This window comes from Methylobacterium sp. UNC300MFChir4.1 (genome assembly GCF_900110155.1).
Taxonomy (GTDB): Bacteria; Pseudomonadota; Alphaproteobacteria; order Rhizobiales; family Beijerinckiaceae; genus Methylobacterium.
The window spans coordinates 1-19,772 of the sequence record NZ_FOCS01000049.1 but is presented as its reverse complement, the minus strand read 5'-3'; the positions used below and the strand labels follow the sequence as shown (position 1 = coordinate 19,772).

The 19,772-nt window shown below is 72.1% G+C and carries 21 protein-coding genes; 13 read left to right on the top strand and 8 right to left on the bottom strand.

The window, feature by feature from the left end:
* On the top strand, positions 1 to 936 hold a 936-nt coding region (locus BMY19_RS31100), incomplete at its 5' end, for a methyl-accepting chemotaxis protein (RefSeq protein WP_244535075.1).
* Positions 937 to 997: 61 nt separating this feature from the next.
* On the opposite strand, the gene BMY19_RS29630 is transcribed toward BMY19_RS31100, so the two are convergent.
* Positions 998 to 1,459: a DUF2852 domain-containing protein gene (locus BMY19_RS29630; RefSeq protein WP_100253832.1), complete on the bottom strand. Its 462-nt coding sequence runs from the start codon at positions 1,457 to 1,459 to the stop codon at positions 998 to 1,000.
* Between the two features lie 57 nt (positions 1,460 to 1,516).
* Positions 1,517 to 2,194, bottom strand: coding sequence for a TetR/AcrR family transcriptional regulator (locus BMY19_RS29625; RefSeq protein ID WP_100253831.1), 678 nt, complete (start codon positions 2,192 to 2,194; stop codon positions 1,517 to 1,519).
* Between the two features lie 223 nt (positions 2,195 to 2,417).
* Between BMY19_RS29625 and BMY19_RS29620 the strand changes: the two genes are divergently transcribed.
* The 3 genes from BMY19_RS29620 to BMY19_RS29610 all read left to right on the top strand — a co-directional run bounded on the left by BMY19_RS29620 (position 2,418) and on the right by BMY19_RS29610 (position 4,540).
* On the top strand, positions 2,418 to 2,732 hold the full coding sequence (locus BMY19_RS29620) for a hypothetical protein (protein WP_020093604.1): 315 nt from the start codon (positions 2,418 to 2,420) through the stop codon (positions 2,730 to 2,732).
* A 123-nt stretch (positions 2,733 to 2,855) separates the two neighbouring features.
* Positions 2,856 to 3,263, top strand: coding sequence for a thioredoxin family protein (locus BMY19_RS29615; RefSeq protein WP_091683330.1), 408 nt, complete (start codon positions 2,856 to 2,858; stop codon positions 3,261 to 3,263).
* A 104-nt stretch (positions 3,264 to 3,367) separates the two neighbouring features.
* Positions 3,368 to 4,540, top strand: a complete 1,173-nt coding sequence (locus tag BMY19_RS29610; protein WP_091683332.1) for a glycosyltransferase family 2 protein — start codon at positions 3,368 to 3,370, stop codon at positions 4,538 to 4,540.
* 5 nt (positions 4,541 to 4,545) lie between these two features.
* On the opposite strand, the gene BMY19_RS29605 is transcribed toward BMY19_RS29610, so the two are convergent.
* Both BMY19_RS29605 and BMY19_RS29600 read right to left on the bottom strand, forming a co-directional pair.
* The gene (locus tag BMY19_RS29605; protein WP_091683334.1) at positions 4,546 to 5,487 is read right to left on the bottom strand and encodes a helix-turn-helix domain-containing protein; all 942 of its coding nucleotides are present in this window, start codon (positions 5,485 to 5,487) and stop codon (positions 4,546 to 4,548) included.
* 122 nt (positions 5,488 to 5,609) lie between these two features.
* Positions 5,610 to 6,374 carry a zinc-ribbon domain-containing protein gene (locus tag BMY19_RS29600; RefSeq protein ID WP_091683366.1) on the bottom strand — a complete coding sequence of 255 codons (765 nt, stop codon included), beginning with the start codon at positions 6,372 to 6,374 and terminating at the stop codon, positions 5,610 to 5,612.
* Between the two features lie 181 nt (positions 6,375 to 6,555).
* On the opposite strand from BMY19_RS29600, the gene ftsE reads away from it, so the two are divergent.
* The 3 genes from ftsE to BMY19_RS29585 all read left to right on the top strand — a co-directional run bounded on the left by ftsE (position 6,556) and on the right by BMY19_RS29585 (position 9,141).
* Positions 6,556 to 7,248, top strand: a complete 693-nt coding sequence (gene ftsE / locus BMY19_RS29595; RefSeq protein WP_020093599.1) for a cell division ATP-binding protein FtsE — start codon at positions 6,556 to 6,558, stop codon at positions 7,246 to 7,248.
* Positions 7,245 to 8,213, top strand: a complete 969-nt coding sequence (locus BMY19_RS29590) for a cell division protein FtsX (protein WP_091683336.1) — start codon at positions 7,245 to 7,247, stop codon at positions 8,211 to 8,213. Before ftsE ends, BMY19_RS29590 begins: the two co-directional genes overlap by 4 nt.
* 151 nt (positions 8,214 to 8,364) lie before the next feature.
* On the top strand, positions 8,365 to 9,141 hold the full coding sequence (locus BMY19_RS29585) for a YdcF family protein (protein WP_100253830.1): 777 nt from the start codon (positions 8,365 to 8,367) through the stop codon (positions 9,139 to 9,141).
* A 26-nt stretch (positions 9,142 to 9,167) separates the two neighbouring features.
* On the opposite strand, the gene BMY19_RS29580 is transcribed toward BMY19_RS29585, so the two are convergent.
* The 3 genes from BMY19_RS29580 to BMY19_RS29570 all read right to left on the bottom strand — a co-directional run bounded on the left by BMY19_RS29580 (position 9,168) and on the right by BMY19_RS29570 (position 10,699).
* Positions 9,168 to 9,494: a hypothetical protein gene (locus BMY19_RS29580; protein WP_020093596.1), complete on the bottom strand. Its 327-nt coding sequence runs from the start codon at positions 9,492 to 9,494 to the stop codon at positions 9,168 to 9,170.
* Positions 9,494 to 9,961, bottom strand: coding sequence for a PTS IIA-like nitrogen regulatory protein PtsN (gene ptsN, locus BMY19_RS29575; RefSeq protein WP_020093595.1), 468 nt, complete (start codon positions 9,959 to 9,961; stop codon positions 9,494 to 9,496). Before ptsN ends, BMY19_RS29580 begins: the two co-directional genes overlap by 1 nt.
* A 144-nt stretch (positions 9,962 to 10,105) precedes the next feature.
* Positions 10,106 to 10,699, bottom strand: coding sequence for a ribosome hibernation promotion factor (locus tag BMY19_RS29570; RefSeq protein ID WP_026605000.1), 594 nt, complete (start codon positions 10,697 to 10,699; stop codon positions 10,106 to 10,108).
* A 167-nt stretch (positions 10,700 to 10,866) separates the two neighbouring features.
* Here BMY19_RS29570 and BMY19_RS29565 point away from each other — a divergent pair, with 167 nt between their 5' ends.
* From BMY19_RS29565 to BMY19_RS31095, 3 genes are all read left to right on the top strand, one after another.
* On the top strand, positions 10,867 to 12,435 hold the full coding sequence (locus BMY19_RS29565; RefSeq protein WP_100253829.1) for a glucan biosynthesis protein D: 1,569 nt from the start codon (positions 10,867 to 10,869) through the stop codon (positions 12,433 to 12,435).
* A gap of 52 nt (positions 12,436 to 12,487) precedes the next feature.
* Positions 12,488 to 14,647: a glucans biosynthesis glucosyltransferase MdoH gene (mdoH, locus tag BMY19_RS29560; RefSeq protein ID WP_170863085.1), complete on the top strand. Its 2,160-nt coding sequence runs from the start codon at positions 12,488 to 12,490 to the stop codon at positions 14,645 to 14,647.
* A 185-nt stretch (positions 14,648 to 14,832) separates the two neighbouring features.
* Entirely contained in the window at positions 14,833 to 15,000 is a 168-nt protein-coding gene (locus BMY19_RS31095; RefSeq protein WP_020093591.1) for a hypothetical protein, read from the top strand.
* 23 nt (positions 15,001 to 15,023) lie between these two features.
* On the opposite strand, the gene BMY19_RS29555 is transcribed toward BMY19_RS31095, so the two are convergent.
* Positions 15,024 to 15,224 (bottom strand): hypothetical protein, encoded by a 201-nt coding sequence (locus BMY19_RS29555; RefSeq protein ID WP_020093590.1) that lies wholly within the window; start codon positions 15,222 to 15,224, stop codon positions 15,024 to 15,026.
* 547 nt (positions 15,225 to 15,771) lie between these two features.
* Between BMY19_RS29555 and BMY19_RS31730 the strand changes: the two genes are divergently transcribed.
* The 3 genes from BMY19_RS31730 (at position 15,772) to BMY19_RS29540 (ending at position 19,684) form a co-directional block, all read left to right on the top strand.
* Positions 15,772 to 15,894: a hypothetical protein gene (locus tag BMY19_RS31730; protein ID WP_280141587.1), complete on the top strand. Its 123-nt coding sequence runs from the start codon at positions 15,772 to 15,774 to the stop codon at positions 15,892 to 15,894.
* Positions 15,895 to 15,970: 76 nt separating this feature from the next.
* The gene (locus BMY19_RS29545) at positions 15,971 to 18,283 is read left to right on the top strand and encodes a Tex family protein (RefSeq protein WP_100253828.1); all 2,313 of its coding nucleotides are present in this window, start codon (positions 15,971 to 15,973) and stop codon (positions 18,281 to 18,283) included.
* A 189-nt stretch (positions 18,284 to 18,472) separates the two neighbouring features.
* Positions 18,473 to 19,684, top strand: coding sequence for an ATP-grasp domain-containing protein (locus BMY19_RS29540; RefSeq protein ID WP_100253827.1), 1,212 nt, complete (start codon positions 18,473 to 18,475; stop codon positions 19,682 to 19,684).
* Positions 19,685 to 19,772: the final 88 nt, after the last annotated feature.

Sequence of the window (19,772 nt, the reverse complement as noted above, 5' to 3'; positions counted from 1 at the left end):
GCCGTGCAGGTGTTCAAGGACAACCTGATCCGCACCCGGCAGCTGGAGGCCGAGGCCGAGGCGGCGCGGCAGGACGCGGAGCGTCAGCGCGGCCTCGCGATGCGGCAGGTCGCCGACCGGTTTGCCGACGCCGTCGGCGGGATTGTCGCGCAGGTCTCGACCGCGGCGGCCGGCCTGCAGGCCACGGCCCGCGGCATGACGGAGACCGCGGCCGAGACCGCGGGGCAGTCGACCACCGTCGCGGCCGCGGCCGAGGAGGCGGCCAGCAACGTCGGCACCGTGGCGGCGGCGGCCGAGGAACTCGGCGCCTCCGTGCAGGAGATCGGCCGGCAGGTCGACGGCTCGGCCGGTCTCGCGCGGGCGGCGGTCGCGGAGGCCGACCGGACCGGCGTGCTGGTCCGGGACCTGAGCGAGGCCGTGGCGCGGATCGGCGACGTGGTCGGGCTGATCTCGACCATCGCGGGCCAGACCAACCTGCTGGCGCTCAACGCCACGATCGAGGCGGCGCGCGCGGGCGCGGCCGGCCGCGGCTTCGCGGTGGTGGCCACCGAGGTGAAGGCGCTGGCCGAACAGACCGCTAAGGCGACCGAGGAGATCGCGGGCCAGATCGGGCGGGTGCAGGCCTCGACCGGGCAGGCCGTCGCGGCGATCGGGACGATCACGGCCCGCATCCGGGACATCGACGGCGTGGCGACCACGATCGCGGCGGGGGTGGAGCAGCAGGGCGCGGCGACCCACGAGATCGTCCGCAACGTCGGTCAGGCCGCGGCCGGCACCGGCGAGGTGACCCGCAGCATCGTCAGCGTCGCGGGGGCCGTCGAGAAGACCGGTCAGGCCGCCGGGCAGGTTCTGGCCGAGGCGTCGCGGCTCTCGGAGCAGTCCGAGCACCTGAACGGCGAGGTGGCGCGGTTCCTCGATCGCGTCCGCGCGGCCTGAGACGGCACGCGGCGTTCAGGGGGGCGTCCGGGCCGATGGGCCCGGACGCCGCGTCGCAGAATCAGACCGCGCGGCCGCCACCCTCGGTGCGGCGCTTGGCCATGAACGCGTCGAACTGCTCGCGGTCCCGGGCGCGCTTCAGGTCCTCCACGAAGTCCGAGAAGGCGCGGCTCTCTTCCTCGAGGGCGCGGCGCTGCGCCTCGAGGCGGTCGAGCTCGGCCCGGCGGTACTCGTCGAAGGCGGCGTTCCCGCTGCCGCCGCGGCGGTTCGCGGCCTCGAAGGCGCGGGCGAAGCGCGACGCGGGGCGCCCGCCCTCGAACCCCGACACCGTCCGGCGCGCGGCGTCCCGCATCTCGGCGAAGGCCGGGTAGCCCGCGAATTTCCAGGCCACGAGCGCGAGGCCGATCGGCCACCAGTAGATGAAGCCCACCACGATCGCGCCGATCTCCAGCGACCGACGCGGGAACGGGCCGGACCGGCAGAGCCTGCCGGTCGCCCAGGGAGAGGAGGATTGAGAGGTCACGGCTATGCTCCGCTGTTCATGTGAACGCGGTTAACATGCGGGTCCGGCGGGGGCCTTTCAAGGCCGCCCACCGCCGCCGTCACGCTCGCCGGGGCGCCCCGCCCCGTGGACCAGGGCGAGGACTCCGGCTCGCAGCAGCTCGTACTTGTCGGGGAAGCCGGGGCCGCGCGGCAGATGGCCGGCGGCCGAGAGGGTGGCGAGGCCGTGCGCCAGCGCCCAGACCTCCAGGGCGATGAAGCGGGGCGCCACGCCCCCGAATCCGTCCGCGAAGGTCACCTGCAGCGCTTCCACCAGCAGGTCGAAGGGACTCGGCCGCGCCTCCGCACCGGGGGCGCCGGGCGGCGCGTCGGGAACGGCCCCGCCGGCGGGTGCCCCGCGGGTTTCGAAGATCGCCGCGTAGTAGGCCGGCTCCTCCTCGGCGAAGGCGAGATAGGTCTCACCCATCCGGGTGAACCGCTCCAGCGGCGTCCCGCGCGACGTCAGGGCCCGCGCCAGACGCGCGGCGAGCTCCGCGAAGCCGCGCCCGGCCAGCTCCTCCAGGAGTGCCTCGCGGCCGCGGAAATGGCGGTACAAGGCGGCCGGCGTCACGCCGACGAGCCGCGCCGCGTCGACCAGGGTGAAGCCGCCGATCCCGCGCTCGGCGATGAACCGGCGCGCGGCCTCCAGCAGGGCCTCCTTCAGGTTGCCGTGATGGTAGCTCCGCCGGTCGTCCGGCCCGTCCCGCCAGGGTCGCAAGATCTCACATCCTTCGCGCGCCTATTACACCACACCGGACCTCTACGCCCCTGTCGAGTCCGAAGACCAACGCAGTCGGTTTTTCCGAGGTCGGCCTCTACATGACCGGTGAACACGACGGTTGTTTCAGGCGCATGGGGCGACGCTTGACCGCTCCCAGGAAAATGTAACAGTGTTACACAACCGCAACGGGGCTTCCACGGCAGGACAACGAGCATCGCGCATGGCTTTCGTGAGCCTCAAGGCGTGGCGGGCCCGCTCGGCGGAGCGCGCCGCGATCGCGGCGCGCCTGAAGCAGGATCTGCGGACGGCCCTCGGCCTCGGCGAGGCCGACACGCTGGCGGTCAACGAGATCGCCTGCGCCGATCCGGGCTGCCCCGACATGGAGACGATCGTGCTGGTGATGCGCGCCGGCGCCCCCACGCGCGCCCTGAAGATCCGGCGCCCGATCGACGCGGTGGATCCCGACGACATCGCGGCGCTCGTGGCGGAGGACCGGTCGTCCGACGCGCCGCCGTCCGGCGTCTCGACAATGTGATCCGGCGCGGGGGCTTTCCGTCTTTGGGTCGCACAGGTCACAGGGACGGGGCCGGGCGCGCGACGTAGCATCCCGCCACCAGCAGCCCCCCGCGCCGACGGGGTCGCGGGAGGATCGCACGCCATGAAGAGCCGCCGTCACGTCCTCGCGCTCGTCGGCCTCGCCCTCGCCGGCCCGGCCCTGCTCGGGGTCCCGACCGCTGCCCTGGCGGGCGAGACCCGGCCGTTCTCGGACGCGGCCTTCGAGGCCGCGCAGAAGGGTGGGAAGCCGGTGCTGATCGCGGTCAGTGCCCCGTGGTGCCCGATCTGCCGGACGCAGAAACCGATCCTCGCGAAACTCGCGGCCGAGCCGCGTTTCAAGGATCTCCAGATCTTCGACATCGACTTCGACAGCCAGAAGGAGCTGCTGCGCCGCCTGAACGTGCGGATGCAGAGCACGCTGATCGCCTACAAGGGCGCGACCGAGGTCGGCCGCTCGGTCGGCGAGACCCAGCCGGAATGGATCGAGGGCCTCGTCGAGAAGACCCTCTGACCGGCGGCGCGTCGTCAGGTCTCCCCGGTCCGCTCCCGTTCAGGGAAGCTCCGGCATAAGCCCGATCCGGACCCGCACGACGGGTCCGGCGGAGATGATCACCGGTGTCGAGCCCCCCTTTGTCAGACGTCCCGGGTCCCGATGCGATCGTGGCGGTGCCCGTGCGTAACGAGGAGGAGCGGATCACCGCGTGCCTGAGGGCGATCGACGCCCAGGAGGGTGCTGAATCGGGGCGCGTCGGGCTCGTGCTGTTCTTGAACAACTGCACGGACGGCACCGAGGCCCTCGTCACCGCGCTGGTGCCGACGCTGTCGATCCCGGTCCGGGTGTCCGTCGAGAATTTTTCCGGCGCCCATGCCGGATGGGCCCGGCGCCGGGCCATGGACGCCGCCGCCGCCTGGCTGGGTGATGCGGGGAATGCGGGGATCATCCTGTCGACCGACGCCGACAGCCGGGTCCCGCCCAACTGGGTGGCGCGCAATCGCGCGGCGATCGAGGCCGGGGCCGACGCTGTGGCCGGCCGGGTCGAGCTCGACGCGGCGGAGGCGGCGCTGCTGCCGCCCTCGCTCCCCGCCCGCGGCCGGCTGGAGGACACCTACGACGCCCTGATCACCGAGGCCGAGGCGCGGATCGATCCCGATCCGAACGACCCCTGGCCCTGCCACCGGACCGCGATCGGCGCGACCCTCGCGGTGACCCGCAGCGCGTACCTCGCCGTCGGCGGCATGCCCGAGATCCCGCTCGGCGAGGACGGCGCCTTCATCGCCCGGCTGCTGGAACACGGGCTGCGCGTCCGGCACGCCACCGACGTCTGCGTGACCATCTCGGCCCGCCTCGCCGGGCGCGCGCCGGGCGGCGTGGCGGACACGATCCGCTCCCGCTGCGAGGAGCCCGACGCGCTCTGCGATGCTAGGATGGAGACCTTCCCGCGCGCCGTGCGGCGCTACCTCTGGCGGCGGCGATTCCGCCAGATGCACGGGCGCGGGGCGCTCGCGCGGAGCGACGGCTGGGCGCGGGCGATCGGCATCGTTCCGCCGGAGGCGCGGCGCATCGCGTCCCTCCCGCTGGGTCAGGCCATCGCGGAGGCGGAGCGCGCCAGCCCGCGCCTCGCCTACCGCCCGATCGGCCCGCGCCAGCTGCCCGGGCAGATCCGGATCGCGCGGGTCGGCGTCGTCGCGATCCGCCTCGGCCTGGGGCTCATCGGCGTGGCGCAGCGGCTCGCGGGCGCGGTCGCGCCCGGGCGGACGGTCTCCGACCCGCGCGGCAGCCGCATCTGACTCCGTCAGGGGCGGCGTTCCAGCACGTCCCGAGGCGCCACGCCGAACCGGCGGCGGAAGGCGCGGCTGAAGGTGGCCGCGTCGGTGAAGCCGCAGCTCGTCATCACCGACCCGATCCGCGTGCCGCCGCGGAGCCGCCTGTAGGCCCGGTCGAGCCGGGCGTCGCGGATCTTCGCCGCCACGCCCTCGTCGCCGGTGAAAGCCGCGTAGAGGCGGCTTCGCGAGACCCGCAGAGCCGTCGGCAGCGATTCCGGCCCGAAGGCGGGATCGTGCAGTCGGCGCTCGATATGGGCGAGGGCCAGGGCCCGCACGGCGTCCCCGGACAGCTCGTCGCCGGCCGTCTCGCCTTGGCGGTCGGCCAGGGCGCGCAGCAGGTGCAGGACGCCCTCGAGGGCGATGCCGGCTTCCGCCTCCGACATACCGCCGACCGTCTCGGAGAACGACCGCAGATAGGTCGCGAACAGGCCGCTGAGCGGCGTCGCGCGGAGACCGCGCCCGGCGAAGGCGTGCACGCTGCCGACCTGGCTCACGAAGGCGGCGCGCGGCACCTGGAGGCGGATCTCCTCGTAGGAATCGCGGCTGCCGATCGCGAAGGGCTGGTCCATGGCATGGACTGCGATGTCGCCGGCGCCCAGCACGGCGCCGCTGTTGCCCTGCTCGATGTAGCCGCTGCCCTGGACGAGGAGCACGATCGCGATGTCGTCGCGCCCGTCCCGGCGCACGTGCTGCGTCGTGCGCTCGACCCCGATCGGTTTGCTCAGGGTGTGCAGGATCGCGCCGTGACGGGTGATCGCGAGCCGGCGGCCCGCCGCAAACGGGATGTCGGGTGCCAGCGGCGTCGCGTCGACGCGCGCCAGTGCCGTGCTGCGCCAGTAGTCGAAGGCGCGCTTCTGATCGACCGAGTCGGTCGTCTCGACGACGATGGGAACGGTTTCGCGAACACTCAAGGCACGGCGATCCCATGCGCCGACGTCGGCCGACGCTCACGCCCGCAACGGGAACGCCGTCGAGAAGGTTGCCGATCCGCGGGAGAGGCGTGACCTGAGCTAATGACCGGCGCGGACCCGCCTCACCGATCCGCCGCCGCCACCCGAGGGTCGGAGCGGGTCGCGGACGCGTCGGCGAAACGCAGCACCACCGCGCGCCCAGCGGCCGGCGGCGACGGCAGGCTCGCGCGGAATCGCGCGGTCTCGGTCGCGGCGAGGATCGTCCGCGGCGGCGCGACCGTGAAGGTCTTGATCGTCCGACCGCCGGCGTCGCGGATCTCGACGCTCAGCGGCGCGACGGGCGCGTCCGAGCGCGCGACGCCGACGAGGTCGCCCTCGACGACGAGTTCCGCGGGACTGTCGTCCTCGGCCGGGTTGTTGAAGGCGACGACGTCGCGGATCTCGATCCCGCGCACGTTCACCGGCAGGCCGATGCGCGCGAACAGGGAGGCGGTCTGCGGGACGGCCCGGACCACGCTGGTCCGGGCGAGGCAGACCAGCGGGATCGCCGCCAGGAGCGTCAGGCCGAGAGCCAGAGACGGTGTCAGACCCGGGATCGCGCGGCGCGCCTTCCCGGCGGACTTGCGCTTGGCGGACCGTCGGGATTCGGGCGCCGGAACGTCGGTGGCATTCCGCACCGAGGCGGTCGCCTCCTCCCAGGCCGCGTCCGCGAGGGGATCGGTCTCAGCCTGCGCGGCGAGCTCCGCCTCGTGGCCGGCGAGGACGTCGGCGGGCGAGATGAACCACGTCTCGCGGCAGGCGGCACAGCGGACCGAACGGCCCTCCATGCCGACCTTGCTGGCGTCGATGCGATATTCGCTCGCGCAGCTCGGGCAGGCGATCAGCATCCGCGCCATACTCGCATCGATCGGCCGCGACCGGGCCGGACAGTGAATTGCTTGAAGAAGTGTGCCCGAACAGGGTTAAGGGGCCGTGAAATCCCCGAGGCCTTGAAAACGCCCGCCGCTCCGGCGATTCCCGAGGGACGGACAGACGAGATACGGCACGGCTTTGAACCTACAGGCGAGCATGAAGAGCCTGCTGCCCGGCGCGGAGCGGCCGGTGGTGCAGTTCGAGAATGTCGGCATGCGCTACGGCCTCGGGCCGGAGGTGCTGTCCGACGTGAGCTTCCGCATCGCGCCGCGCTCCTTCCAGTTCCTGACCGGCCCGTCCGGCGCCGGGAAGACGACGCTGCTGCGCCTGATCCTTCTGTCGGTGCGGCCGACCCGCGGGCTTGTCTCGATCTTCGGCGAGGAGGTGAGCGACATCTCCGCGAAGGCGCTGACCGGGCTCCGGCGCCGGATGGGCGTGGTGTTCCAGGATTTCCGGCTCCTCGACCACCTGACCACCTACGAGAACGTCGCCCTGCCCCTGCGCGTCCAGGGCCGGGCCGAGGCCAGCTACCGGGCCGAGGTGGTGGAGCTGCTGCGCTGGGTCGGCCTCGGCGAGCGCATGCACGCCCTGCCCCCGCTGCTCTCGGGCGGCGAGAAGCAGCGCGCGGCCATCGCCCGCGCGCTGATCGCGCGGCCCGACCTGCTGCTCGCGGACGAGCCGACCGGCAACGTCGATCCGGGCCTCGGGCGGCGGCTGCTGCGCCTGTTCCTGGAGCTGAACAAGCTCGGGACCTCGGTCATCATCGCCACCCACGATTTCGGCATCATGGACGCCGTCGATGCCCGCCGGATGGTCCTGGGCGAAGGCCGGCTGCGGATCGAGGAATGAGCACTCAGGCGATGCCGCGGACGAAGGCCGGTGGACCGGCCGTGCCGCCCGACCCGTCGATGCCGGCCAACCTGCGCCGCAACGCGCCGCTGGTGCCCACCGACACGGCGGCGGGGCGCTCCCTCGCGGCGGTCATCGCGATCCTCACCTTCCTCGCCGGCCTCTGCGCGGGCGCGGCCGAGATGGTCGCGACGAACGCCGCCCAGTGGCAGGGCGACGTGGCGCGGGAGGTCACGATCCAGGTCCGGCCCGGTCCCGGCCGCGACGTCGACGCCGACGTCGCCCGCGCCGACAGCATCGCCAAGGCCGAACCCGGGATCGCGGAGACAAGGGTGTTCAGCAAGGCCGAGGCGGAGCGCCTGCTCGAGCCGTGGCTCGGGACCGGGCTCGACCTGTCCGACCTGCCGGTGCCCCGGCTCATCGCCCTCAAGCTCTCCAGCAGCCAGGCGGCCGACCTGAAGCGGCTGCGATCACGCCTCGTCGAGGCGCTGCCGGGCGTCGCCAGCCTCGACGACCACGCGCTCTGGCTGCAGCGGCTCTCGACCGCCGCCAACGCCTTCGTGGGGATCGGGATCGGGCTCGTGCTGCTCGTCCTGATCGCCACCGGCCTCGCAGTGACCTTCGCGACACGCGGCGCCATGGCGAGCAACCGCGAGGTGGTGGAAGTGCTGCATTTCGTCGGCGCCGACGACGACTACATCGCCCGCGCGTTCCAACGGCGGTTCTTCGGCCTGGGCCTGCGCGGCGGCGCGATCGGCGCCGGTCTGGCCCTCGTGGCCTTCGTGATCGCCGGGCTCCTCGCCCGGGCCGCGCGCTCCGGACCGGCCGGTCAGGAGGTCGAGGCGCTGTTCGGCGCGTTCCATATCGGCCTGCGTGGCTACGCCAGCGTGATCCTGATCGGCGTGATCGCGTCCCTCGTCACGGGCGTCGTCTCGCGCGTGACCGTGCGGCGCTTCCTGGCCTGATCCCTGCTGCGTCACGAAGACGTGGAAATAGGGGGTCTTCCGAGCGCGTTTACCATCTGGAAACTTTATCGTTGCGGTGTGGAAACAGCCGACCGCGCCGGCCTCCGAGCCGCCGCAATCGGCGCCGATTCTCCGGAGGATGACCACGCGTATGCTGCGCGCATCGGATCCACCCTCGACCGACGCCGTCGGCTGGGCCTGGCACGAGTGGGGTCTCCCGCGCCGCGCCGCCGCGCGCCCGCGCGACCGGCGGCGGATCGCGCTCTGGACCTGCGGCCTCGCCGCCGGGCTCGGGATGCTGGCCCTGTTCGCGGGCTTTCTCGTGTTCGTCGGCGCGCTCGCCCGCCAGGAGCGGACGCCGACCGACCGGGCCGACGGGATCGTCGCGCTGACCGGCGGTGCTCAGCGGATCGGCGACGCGATCGACCTGCTCGCGGGCGGCTACGGGCGGCGCCTGCTCATCACCGGGGTCAACGAGCGGACCAGCCGCGACGAGATCGCCCGGCTGAACCCGACCCAGCGCGCCCTGATCGCCTGCTGCGTGGATCTCGACTACCGGGCGCGCAACACGATCGGGAACGCCATCGAGACGCGCCGCTGGATGCGCGCGCACCGGTTCAGCACCGTGGCGGTCGTGACCTCGAACTACCACATGCCGCGGACGCTGGTCGAACTCGACCACGCCCTCCAGGACAGCGACCGCGTCCTGCCGCATCCGGTCGTGAGCGAGGCCTTCGATGCCGATCGCTGGTGGAAGAACCCGCCGGCCGCGCGCCTCCTGGCCTCCGAATACATGAAGTTCTTGGTCAGCTGGGTCCGCACGCGCTTCGAGGCCGATCCCGAACGCTCCCGCGCGGCGATCCTGATCGGGCGCGGCAAGCCGGTGAAGATGGTGGCCGAGCCGCTCATGCTCCGCGGCGTGGATTGAGGGCGCGGCGCGCGCCACGCCCGCCCCTACAGCCCCTTGCAGCGGGCCTTGATCGCGGCCGAGAACTCGCGGTCCGACCCCTGGACCTGGGCGAGGCGTTCGCCGCGCTCCGAACCGGACAGGCAGCGGCCGTAGACGCTCGCCACGCGGCGCATCGTCTCCACGTGGCGCCGCCAGACGCGGCAGTTCTTGGCGTCGTCCCCGTCCGCCTGCTCGAGCTGCTCGAGGGCCTGGCGCTGCATCGACTGCGCCACCAGGACGTCGCGCGCGCAGGTGGTCTCGCCTTGGGCGGCGGCGCCGGAGATGCCGGCCGCGAGGGTCAGGGCGGCGGCCGTTCGGAAGCTCTGGATCATCACGCGGCCTGCGGTGCCGTCGAGCGCGTCAGGAGCGCGTAGAGCGCGCCGGCGTCCCGGGCGGCCCGGATATGCGCGAGCATGCCCGGCTCGCGCAGGATGCGGGCGACCTGCGCGAGGGCCTTCAGGTGATCGGCGCCGGCGCCCTCGGGCGCGAGCAGCAGGAAGGCGATGTCCACGGGCTGGCCGTCGAGCGCCTCGAAGTCCACCGGCCGGTCGAAGCGCGCGAACAGCCCGAAGAGACGGTCGAGACCGGGCAGCTTGCCGTGCGGGATCGCCACGCCGTCGCCGATGCCGGTCGACCCGAGCCGCTCGCGCTGGAGCAGCGTGTCGAAGACGGGGCGCTCACCGAGGGCGGGCAGGCGCCGCGCCGCCTGCGCGGCGAGGTCCTGCAGCACCTGCTTTTTGGCGCGGGCGCGCAGGGCCGGCACGACCGAGTCGGGGTCGAGGAATTCCAGAACTGGCATCGAACGACCGTTGCCCCGTCGCCCGTTCGCGAGGAAGCGGGCCTCGTCGCAGGGGCATCGACGGCCGTTCCGGCCGCGCCCCCACCAGATTCAATAAGCGGGGAAACCAGCCGGTTCCGGCTCCGTTCCTCCCGACCCGCGGCGTCACTCGGTGGCGTTCGGCGGGTCCACCCAGCCGATCGCTCCGTCGCTCCGCCGATATACGACGTTGACGCGGCCGGTGCCAGCGTGGACGAACACAACCACTGGGGATCCCGTCATGTCGAGGGCCGTCACCGCTTCGCCGATGGTGCGGCGCTGGAGAGTCTTGGTGCTCTCGGCGACGATCGGCGGGTGGGCGTCGCCCTCGGCGGCGTCGTCCTCCTCCACCTCCGGGGCGGCGAACACCGCGTAGGCGGCCTCGACCGCCGCGTCGTCCCCCGGGCCGGTCGCGTGCTGCTTCAGCTTGTGCTTGTAGCGCCGCAGACGGGTCTCCAGGCGCTCGGCGGTCTGCTCGAAGCTCGACCGCGCGTCGTGGGCGAAGCCGTTGGCCTCGATCGTCAGGCCGGAGACGAGGTGCAGGACGCAGTCCGTCCGGAAGGCTGTGCCGTCGCGCCGGAGCGTGACGTGGCCGTTGCAGGAATCGTGCATGTGCGAGTCGAGATACTTCGCCTGGATCGCCGACATCCGTTCCTCGACGCGGCCGCGCAGACTCTCGCCGAGATCCACGCCGTGGCCAGTCACTCGCAACGATCCCATGCTGCCTCCCTCGTTCCGATGCAGTCGGCCGAATTAGAGAGCCGGCTCGGGTTAAGTCAACGGAGCCCCTTGCGGTTCAAGCGCTTGCTTAACGCTGGGTTCAGCCGGCCTGTCCGTATACACGGGGCCTCCGGCACCTTGCCTTGCGACGTGAGACGACCGCCTGCATGATGATCGACCCCGGATTCTCCGCCACCGCGACACGCCGCGCCGTCCTGGGGGGCGCGCTCGGCGCTGCCGCGGGCCTGCTCCCGGCAGCCGCGCGGGCGTCCGACCCGGAGAAGGCCCCGGCCCTGCCCGGCGCCGGCGAGGCATTTGCGGCGGGCACGCTGACCGACCTCGCCCGCGCCCGGGCCGCCGCCCCCTACGCCGCCCCGAAGACCGGCGACATGCCGACGGTTCTCAAGAACCTCTCCCGCGAGGCCTACGAGGCGATCCGTCCCGCGGAGGGCCGCGCGGTCTGGGCCGACCGGAATGCCGGCTACGTCCTGGAGCCGCTGCTGCGCGGCTCGATCTTCGAGACGCCGGTGTCGCTGTTCGTCGTGGAGAACGGCGTGGTGCAGCCGGTCGGGTACGACAAGTCCGCCATCGCGGCGCCGGGCCTCGACCTGCCCGACCTGACCGCCGACACCGCCTTCTCGGGCTTCCGCCTGCGCGCCCGGTTCGACGGTGCCGACGGGCTGTCGAACTTCGCCCTGTTCCAGGGCGCCTCGTTCTTCCGCCTCGTCGCCGAGGGCCAGGATTTCGGCATCAACGCCCGGGCGCTCGCCCTGCGGCCGGCGGATTCCCGCGGCGAGGAATTCCCGCTGTTCCGGGCCCTGTTCGTCGAGGCGCCGCGGGCGGGCCAGCCGGTCATCGTCCACGCCCTCGCGGAATCGGAATCGGCGACCGCGGCGTTCAAGATCACGCTGACGCCGGGCCGCGACGTCTCCACGGCGCAGATCGACGGGACGGTCTTCGCCCGCGCCGAACTCGACCATATCGGTCTCGGCGGCATGCAGGGCAGCTACCTGTTCGGGCCCCTCGACCGGAACCGCGTGGACGACCTGCGCGCCGCGGCCTTCTCGGTGGAGGGCCTGGCGATCCACAACGGCTACGGCGAGCCGATCTGGCGCCCGGTTCACAATCCCGAGGCGCTGCAGGTCTCGGCCTTCGTAGATCGCGGGCCCAAGGGCTTCGGCCTCATGCAGCGCGCCCGCGCCTACGACGATTTCGAGGACGACCGGCGCCACTGGGAGCAGCGACCGTCCCTCTGGCTGGAGCCCCTCGACGACTGGAACGAGGGCGCGGTCACGCTGCTGGAGATCCCGAGCGATTCCGAGCTCAACGAGAACGTCTTCGCCTACTGGCGGCCCAAGGCGAAGCTCGCGAAGGGCGCGGAGATGCGCTTCCAGTGCCGGCAGCACTGGTCCAAGGGCTGGCCGGACCCGCTGCCGCCGGAGATCGCCCGGGTGCGCGACAGCCGCTGCGGCCACGGCAGCACGGGGAACCGCCGGCTCTTCGCCGTCGATTTCGAGGGCGACGCGCTGTTCCAGCCCGGCGACATCGACGTCGACCTCGGCGCCTCGGCCGGGACGATCACGCGCCAGGAACGGTTTCGGTACCCCGATCGTAAGACGCTGCGGATCCTGTTCGAGCTCGATCCGGGGAGCGAGCGCGCGAGCGAGCTGCGTCTCGCGCTCCGGCGCGGCCAGGCCCGGGCCAGCGAGACCTGGCTGTTTCGCTGGACACCCTGAACCCCGACCCGATTACTGAGGAACGGCCTCCCCCGTGCGACTGGACGAGACCATGATGTTGCCGCCAGCGACGGACGCCGGTTCCGGGCGCGAGACCGTGACCGACGGCGGCCGTTATCTGCCGCCCGAGGCTCCCCTGTCGATGCCCGTCCAGGATCTGGCGCGCTGGGATCCGGGGCTCGGTCACCGGCCGGAGCGCCGGGTCCGGACGCCCTGGCCTGAGCGGATCCTGGTGTTCGGCGGCGCCCTGGCGCTCACGGCCTTCGGCGGCTGGCAGATGGTCGAGACCGTGTCGGTCTCCGGCAGCCCGACCGCCCTCCAGCTCGTGCTGGTCGTCCTGTTCTGCCTGACCTTCTCGTGGATCGCCCTGGCCTTCACCAGCGCGGTGCTCGGCTTCGCGACGCTGCTGCGCGGGCCCCGGCCGGCGCCGAACCCGGCAGCGCTGCGCACGCGGACCGCGGTCCTGATGCCCGTCTACAACGAGGCGACGGCCCGTACCTTCGCTGGTATCGAGGCCATGCGCGAGGCGGTCGAGGCGACCGGGCTGGGCGATCATTTCGACTGGTTCGTCCTCTCGGACTCCACCCAGCCCGATGCCTGGATCGCCGAGGAGCGGGCCTATCTCGACCTGCGCGGCCGGCTCGGCCCCGAGGCCCGGCTCTACTACCGGCACCGGCCGAAGAACCATCACCGCAAAGCCGGCAACATCGGCGATTTCGTCACCCGCTGGGGCGGGCGCTACGACCACATGCTCGTGCTGGACGCCGACAGCCTGATGAGCGGATCTGCCGTCGTGGCGCTCGCGGCCGCCATGGAGGCGGACCCGGATGCCGGGATCATCCAGACGCTGCCGCTGATCATCAACCGCAACACCCTGTTCGCCCGGCTCCAGCAATTCGCGGCCCGGATCTACGGCCCGGTGATCGCCGCCGGCCTCGCCGCGTGGTCGGGCCGGGACGGCAACTACTGGGGTCATAACGCGATCATCCGGACCCGCGCCTTCGCGGATTCCTGCGGCCTGCCGGACCTGCCCGGGAAACCGCCTTTCGGCGGACACATCCTGTCCCATGACTTCGTCGAGGCGGCCCTGATCCGCCGGGCGGGCTGGGCGGTGTACATGCTCCATCGCCTGCCGGGCTCGTACGAGGAGAGCCCGCCCTCGCTGATCGACGTGGCGGTGCGCGACCGGCGCTGGGCGCAGGGCAATCTCCAGCACGCGCGGGTGATCGGCGCCGCCGGGCTGCATCCCGCGACGCGGCAGCACTTCGCCACCGGCATCGCCGGCTACCTCGCCTCACCGCTGTGGCTGCTGCAGCTGGTGGTCGGCATCCTGCTGGTGCTCCAGACGGCCACGGAGCGGCCGGACTATTTCGGCGGCGCCGGCTTCTCGCCGGTCTTCCCGCGCTTCGATCCGGTCCGCGCGCTCCAGCTGTTCGGCCTGACCATGGCGGTGCTGCTGGCACCCAAGTTCCTCGGCCTGATCCTGGCGCTGCTGGACGGCCCGGTGCGGCGCGCCTGCGGCGGCGCCGGACGGCTCGTCCTGTCGAGCCTCGTCGAGATCCTGCTATCCGCACTGGTGGCGCCGGTGGCGATGGTGATCCAGTCGGGCTCCGTGATGGGCATCCTGCTCGGACGGGACACGGGATGGAACCCGCAGCGGCGGGACGACGGCTCGATCCCGCTGCGCGACATCGTCGTCCGCCATCGCTGGCACACGCTGCTGGGGTTGGTGGCGGGCGTCGCCGCCTTCGCGATCGCCACCTCGCTGTTCCTCTGGATGAGCCCGACGATCCTGGGTCTCGTTCTGGCGATCCCGATCTCCTGGGCGAGCGGCCAGCTCGGACTCGGCCTGGCGCTCAAGCGACGCCTGCTCCTCGCCACGCCGGAAGAGGCCTCACCCCCGGAGATCGCGGTCCGCGCCGCGTCCCTCGCGGCCCGCAACGCGGAGCGTGGGTTCGACGAGACGGATGCCCTCGCGGCCCTCCACGCCGATCCCGACCTCGCGCGTGACCACACGCGGATGCTGCCCCTCGGACAGCGGCGGCCACGGGGCGCGATCGATCCGGACCAGACCCTGGCCACCGCCAAGATCTGCGAGGCCGAGACGGTGACGGAGGCGCAGGCGTGGCTCTCGCCGAAGGAGCGGATGGCGCTCCTGCACGACCGGGCCCTGGTCGACCGCCTCGTCCGCCTCGACGCGCGCGAACGGTGATCGCGGTCCGTCCGCCCGCAGAGTGACGGGTCGCGGCGCGCGCCCGAGATCGCTCAGCGCCGCTCGCGAAGACGTGTCGGTGCGCCCCGATCGTGAGCTCCACCGAAGCTGCCAGCCGGACCGAGCCGTGAGAAGTGATTAACCATTCGGGTCCTAGATTCGCGCATCGTCATTCGGATCCGGTCATGACCCTCCTGTTCGTGTTCCTGCTCCTGCCGCTCGCGGTGGCCATCGTCCTGGCCCGCGGCGAGCCGATCCGCACCATCAGCTGCCTCGGCGCGATGGGCGTCGGCTGCGTCATCGCCGCCACGAGTCTCGTAAGCCTCGTGCGCCACCGGATCCGGACGACCTGACACCGGACCGGAGCAAGCTACCGTCAGAGGAACCCGACCTGACGCGGGCCGCCGCCCAGGCTGCGCCCCGCACGGGAGACGAGCTGGGAGAAGGCCAGGGCCGCCGCCGTGGCCTGGGCGCGGGACGGGAAGCTGCGTCGCGATTCGAGAACGGGCTCGTCAGTCTCGTTGACGAGAACCCAGGACCACAGCGACCGGCTACGCTCTCGTATCTCGAATTGCACGGGCGCCTCCCTGTCCGGGACATGCGAAGCGAAAGATTTGCATCCGCGGGTGACATCCGGATGACGTTGTTTCGCGACCGTCAAGGCGCGCCGGCCGCCGCGAACTTCCGCTGAAGACTATTGTCTTCGTGGACGGAGGGCGGGGAGATCGATGGTTCAGCATCGTGCCAGCTATCCATCGAGATCTGACCCGAACAATCGGGTGCGAAATCCGTGCCAGGTTGACCGGACAGCCGGCCAGCTATCCCGAGGAACTGCGCTGGCCCCGTGACAGCCGCCGCGGCATCCGCGCTGCCGACGCCGCGACGGTCCTGCGACGCGCGGACTTGACTGGATTGTCTGGATCTCGATGCTCTGACCCGTTGCGGGCGGGGTCGAGGGCATTCTGGCGGCAGCACCCGGTGGCGCTGCGAGGCGGATCGACGTGATGGCAGATCACAGCAGAGTCCCGAACGAACGGTCGCGCCGCCTTCTCGGCGATCTGGCCGAGACTCTCGGATGTTCGGTCGACGTCTTCTTCGATCCGGACCCGCAGGACGACCGTTCGATGACCGAAGAATTGCTGACCCTGTGGTTCTCGATCAAGGATCCCGATGCCCGGCACCGCATCCTGGATTGTGCCCGGGCCGTGAAGGCGGAGGCCGGGGCGGACGCGCAGCCACGCCCCTGACCGGTGCCTTGTTTCCGACGGCTTGGCGCTCCACCCAGGCAGCCCGTCCGTCGCCGCGACTCCAGTCGGAGAACCCATGAAATCCGTGAACGCTCTGATCGCCGAGGAACTCGGTGTCGGGGAGGCGCAGGTCGCGGCCACCGTGGCGCTCCTCGACGGCGGCGCGACCGTGCCGTTCATCGCGCGCTACCGGAAGGAGAATACGGGCGGCCTCGACGACACGCAGCTGCGCAGGCTGGAGGAGCGCCTGTCCTACCTGCGCGATCTTAACGAGCGGCGCGCCGCGATCGTCGCGAGCATCACGGCCCAGGGAAAGATGTCCCCGCCCCTGGCGGCGGCCCTCAACGCCGCCGACACGAAGGCGCGGCTGGAGGACCTGTACCTGCCCTTCCGGCCCAAGCGGCGCTCGAAGGCGCAATCCGCCCGCGAAGCCGGCCTCGAACCGCTGGCCCAGGCCCTGATGAGCCGTCCCGACCGCGCGCCCGAAGCGGTCGCGACCGCTTACGTGTCGGACGCGCGGGGCGTGCCGGACACCGAGGCCGCGCTGGAGGGCGCCCGCGCCATCCTGATCGAGCGCTTCGGCGAGGATGCCGACCTCGTGGGGCGCCTGCGGGCGGATTACTGGCGGACCGGTCAGCTCGTCTCGCGGGTGCGCAAGGGCAAGGCGAACGAGGGGGTGAAGTTCTCGGACTACTTCGACTGGAGCGAGCGGCTGGAGCGCATGCCCTCGCACCGGATCCTGGCGATCTTCCGCGGTGAGCGGGAAGAGGTGCTCGACGTCGGCTTCGCCGCGGAGGGGGAGGAGTCGGCGCCGGGCCTTCCCGGGCCCTTCGAGACGGCGATCTGCCGCCGCTTCGAGATCGCGGCGCGGGGGCGTCCCGGCGATGCCTGGCTCCTCGACACGGTGCGCGCGGCCTGGCGAACGAAGATCCGGGCCGGGATCAAGCAGGACCTGCGCGGCCGGCTGTTCGAGCGGGCCGAGGACGAGGCCGTGTCGGTCTTCGCCGGGAACCTCAAGGACCTGCTCCTCGCCGCTCCGGCGGGCGGCCGGGCGACGATGGGGCTCGATCCGGGCTACCGGAACGGCGTGAAGGTCGCGGTGGCGGATCGGACCGGGCGGGTCGTCGCGGTGGAGACGACCTACCCGCACGAGCCGCAGCGGCGCTGGCGGGAGGCCGTCGCGACGCTCGGCCGGCTCTGCCGGCTGCACGGCGTGGAGCTTCTCGCCGTCGGCAACGGCACCGCGTCCCGCGAGACCGAGCGCCTCGCCACGGAGATTATCGCGGCGAACCCGGACCTGCCGCTGGCGAAGGTCGTGGTCTCCGAGGCCGGCGCCTCGATCTACTCGGCCTCCGAGATCGCCGCCAAGGAGTTGCCCGACCTCGACGTGTCCCATCGCGGCGCCGCGTCGATCGCCCGGCGCCTCCAGGATCCCCTGGCGGAACTGGTCAAGATCGACCCCAAGTCGATCGGCGTCGGGCAGTACCAACACGACGTGAGCGAGGCGAAGCTGTCGCGGTCGCTCTCGGCGGTGGTGGAGGACGCGGTCAACGCGGTCGGGGTGGACGTCAACACCGCCTCCCCGGCCCTGCTGGCGCAGGTCTCAGGCCTCGGCGGCGCGATGGCGGCGCGGATCGTCGCCCACCGCGACGCCCAGGGCCCGTTCCGCACGCGGGCGGCGCTCAAGAAGGTCCCGGGGCTCGGCCCGAAGACCTTCGAGCTGGCCGCCGGCTTCCTCCGCATCCAGGGCGGTGACGACCCGCTCGACGGGTCTGGCGTCCACCCGGAAGCCTATCCGGTGGTCCGCCGCATCCTCCAGGCGACGAAGAGCGACATCCACGTCCTGCTCGGAAACACCGCCCTCCTCGGCCGCCTCGCGCCGGAGCCCTTCGTCGACGCGCGCTTCGGCCTGCCGACCGTGCGCGACATCATCGCCGAGCTCGAGAAGCCGGGGCGGGACCCGCGGCCGGAATTCAAGACGGCGCGCTTCCAGGAGGGCGTCGAGACGATCGGGGACCTGAAGCCCGGGATGCAGCTCGAGGGTGTCGTCACCAACGTCGCGGCCTTCGGGGCCTTCGTGGATATCGGCGTCCACCAGGACGGGCTCGTCCACATCTCGGCGATGGCCCGGCGGCGGATCGCGTCGCCCACCGAGGTCGTCCGGATCGGCGAGGTCGTACGGGTGCTGGTCCTCAGCGTCGACGTCCCGCGCAAGCGCATCGCGCTGTCGCTGCGGCTCGACGATCCCGTCGAGCCGGGCCAGCAGATCCAGAGGACGGCCGAGCCGCGGCAGGACGCGCCGCGGAGCCGACCGAGCCCGGGTGAGGCCCCCGGCGGGGCGCTGGCCGACGCCCTCCGGCGCGCGGGCGCCGCGCCGCGGCGCGAGTGAGGCTTGCCTGACGCGCGCGCACGGCCTCCGCGTCGCGGCCGGGACTGCCGCCGGTGAACCGAGAACATGGTTAGCGCTTCGTAAACCTCCGTGCGGTCAGAGTGCGTTCGTCGTGCCGCGGAGCGCGATTCGAAACACCTGATCGCGGTTCCGGGATCGCTGCGGCGACCCCACGGCTCGGAGGCTCTGATGCAAGCGCACGTTGCGGGGATCGACAACCCGAACCCGATGATCGGCCCGGCCCGCCTGATCCGGGCGGCCTTCGAGGGCGCCGACATGGCCGCCCTGGCCGCCGAGATCCTCGCCGAAGGCGGCGACTCCGCCCTCGACGCCGGGACGGCGCTGGACATGGCGACGATCCTGCTGCTGAAGCACCGCTTCACCGAGGGGCTCGCGCTCCAGAGAGAGGTGCTGGACGGACAGCGGGTCTTCTCGCTGCGCTCGAACCCGGATCAGGCGCGGATCCGCGTCCTCGTCTTGGTCACGGCCGGCGATCTCATGGCCAACACGCCGATCGACTTCCTGCTGAACGACGGCGATTTCGGCCTCACCTACCTCTATCTCCGCCCCGGCGAGCCGGTCCCGCACGACCTGCCGGCGCACGACGTCATCGTCACGGGCATCGCCTACGCGCGGACCGCCGAGCCGCTCCTGGAAGCCCTCGCGGCGGCGGCGGACCGGTGGACGCGGCCGATCGTCAATCACCCGCGCCACGTCCTCAAGACGTCCCGCCACGGGATCGCGGACGCGCTCCGCGGGGCGGATGGGATCCTGGCGCCGGAGGTCGTCCGCGTGAGCCGCTCCATCCTGAGCGCCGCGGCGTCCCGCAGAGCCGAGGGCCCGACCTACCCGCTCCTCGTGCGCCCTCTGGACACGCACGCCGGCAACGACCTCCAGAAGATCGACCGGTCGGAGGACCTGCATCTCTACCTCGCGCAGACGGAGGCCGAGGCGTTCTACGTCACGCAGTTCTGCGATTACCGCGGTCCCGACGGCCTCTATCGGAAATTGCGCATCGTACTGATCGACGGTGTGCCCTACCTCTGCCACATGGCCATCCGCGATCACTGGATGATCCACTACCTCAACGCCGGCATGTTGGAGGATCCGGTGAAGCGGCAGGTCGAGGCCGCCGCCATGGCCACGTTCGACACCGACTTCGCCGAGCGCCACCGCGCCGCGTTCGCCGAGATCCACCGCAGGATCGGCCTCGATTACCTGATCATCGACTGCGCCGAGAGCGCGGACGGCCGTCTGCTGATCTTCGAGGCCGATACCGGGATGGTCGTCCACGACATGGATTCGGCGGAGCTGTTTCCCTACAAGGCCCCGCAGATGCGCCGGGTCTTCGCCGCGTTCCAGGACGCGCTGCGGGGGCGGGCTCGGGGGCGGACCGCCTAGGGCGTCTCTGCAAAGTCATCTGAGCCAGAGCATGGTCATGCCGAGCGTGACCATGGCGAGGTAGTTCGCGGCTCGCTTCTCGTAGCGG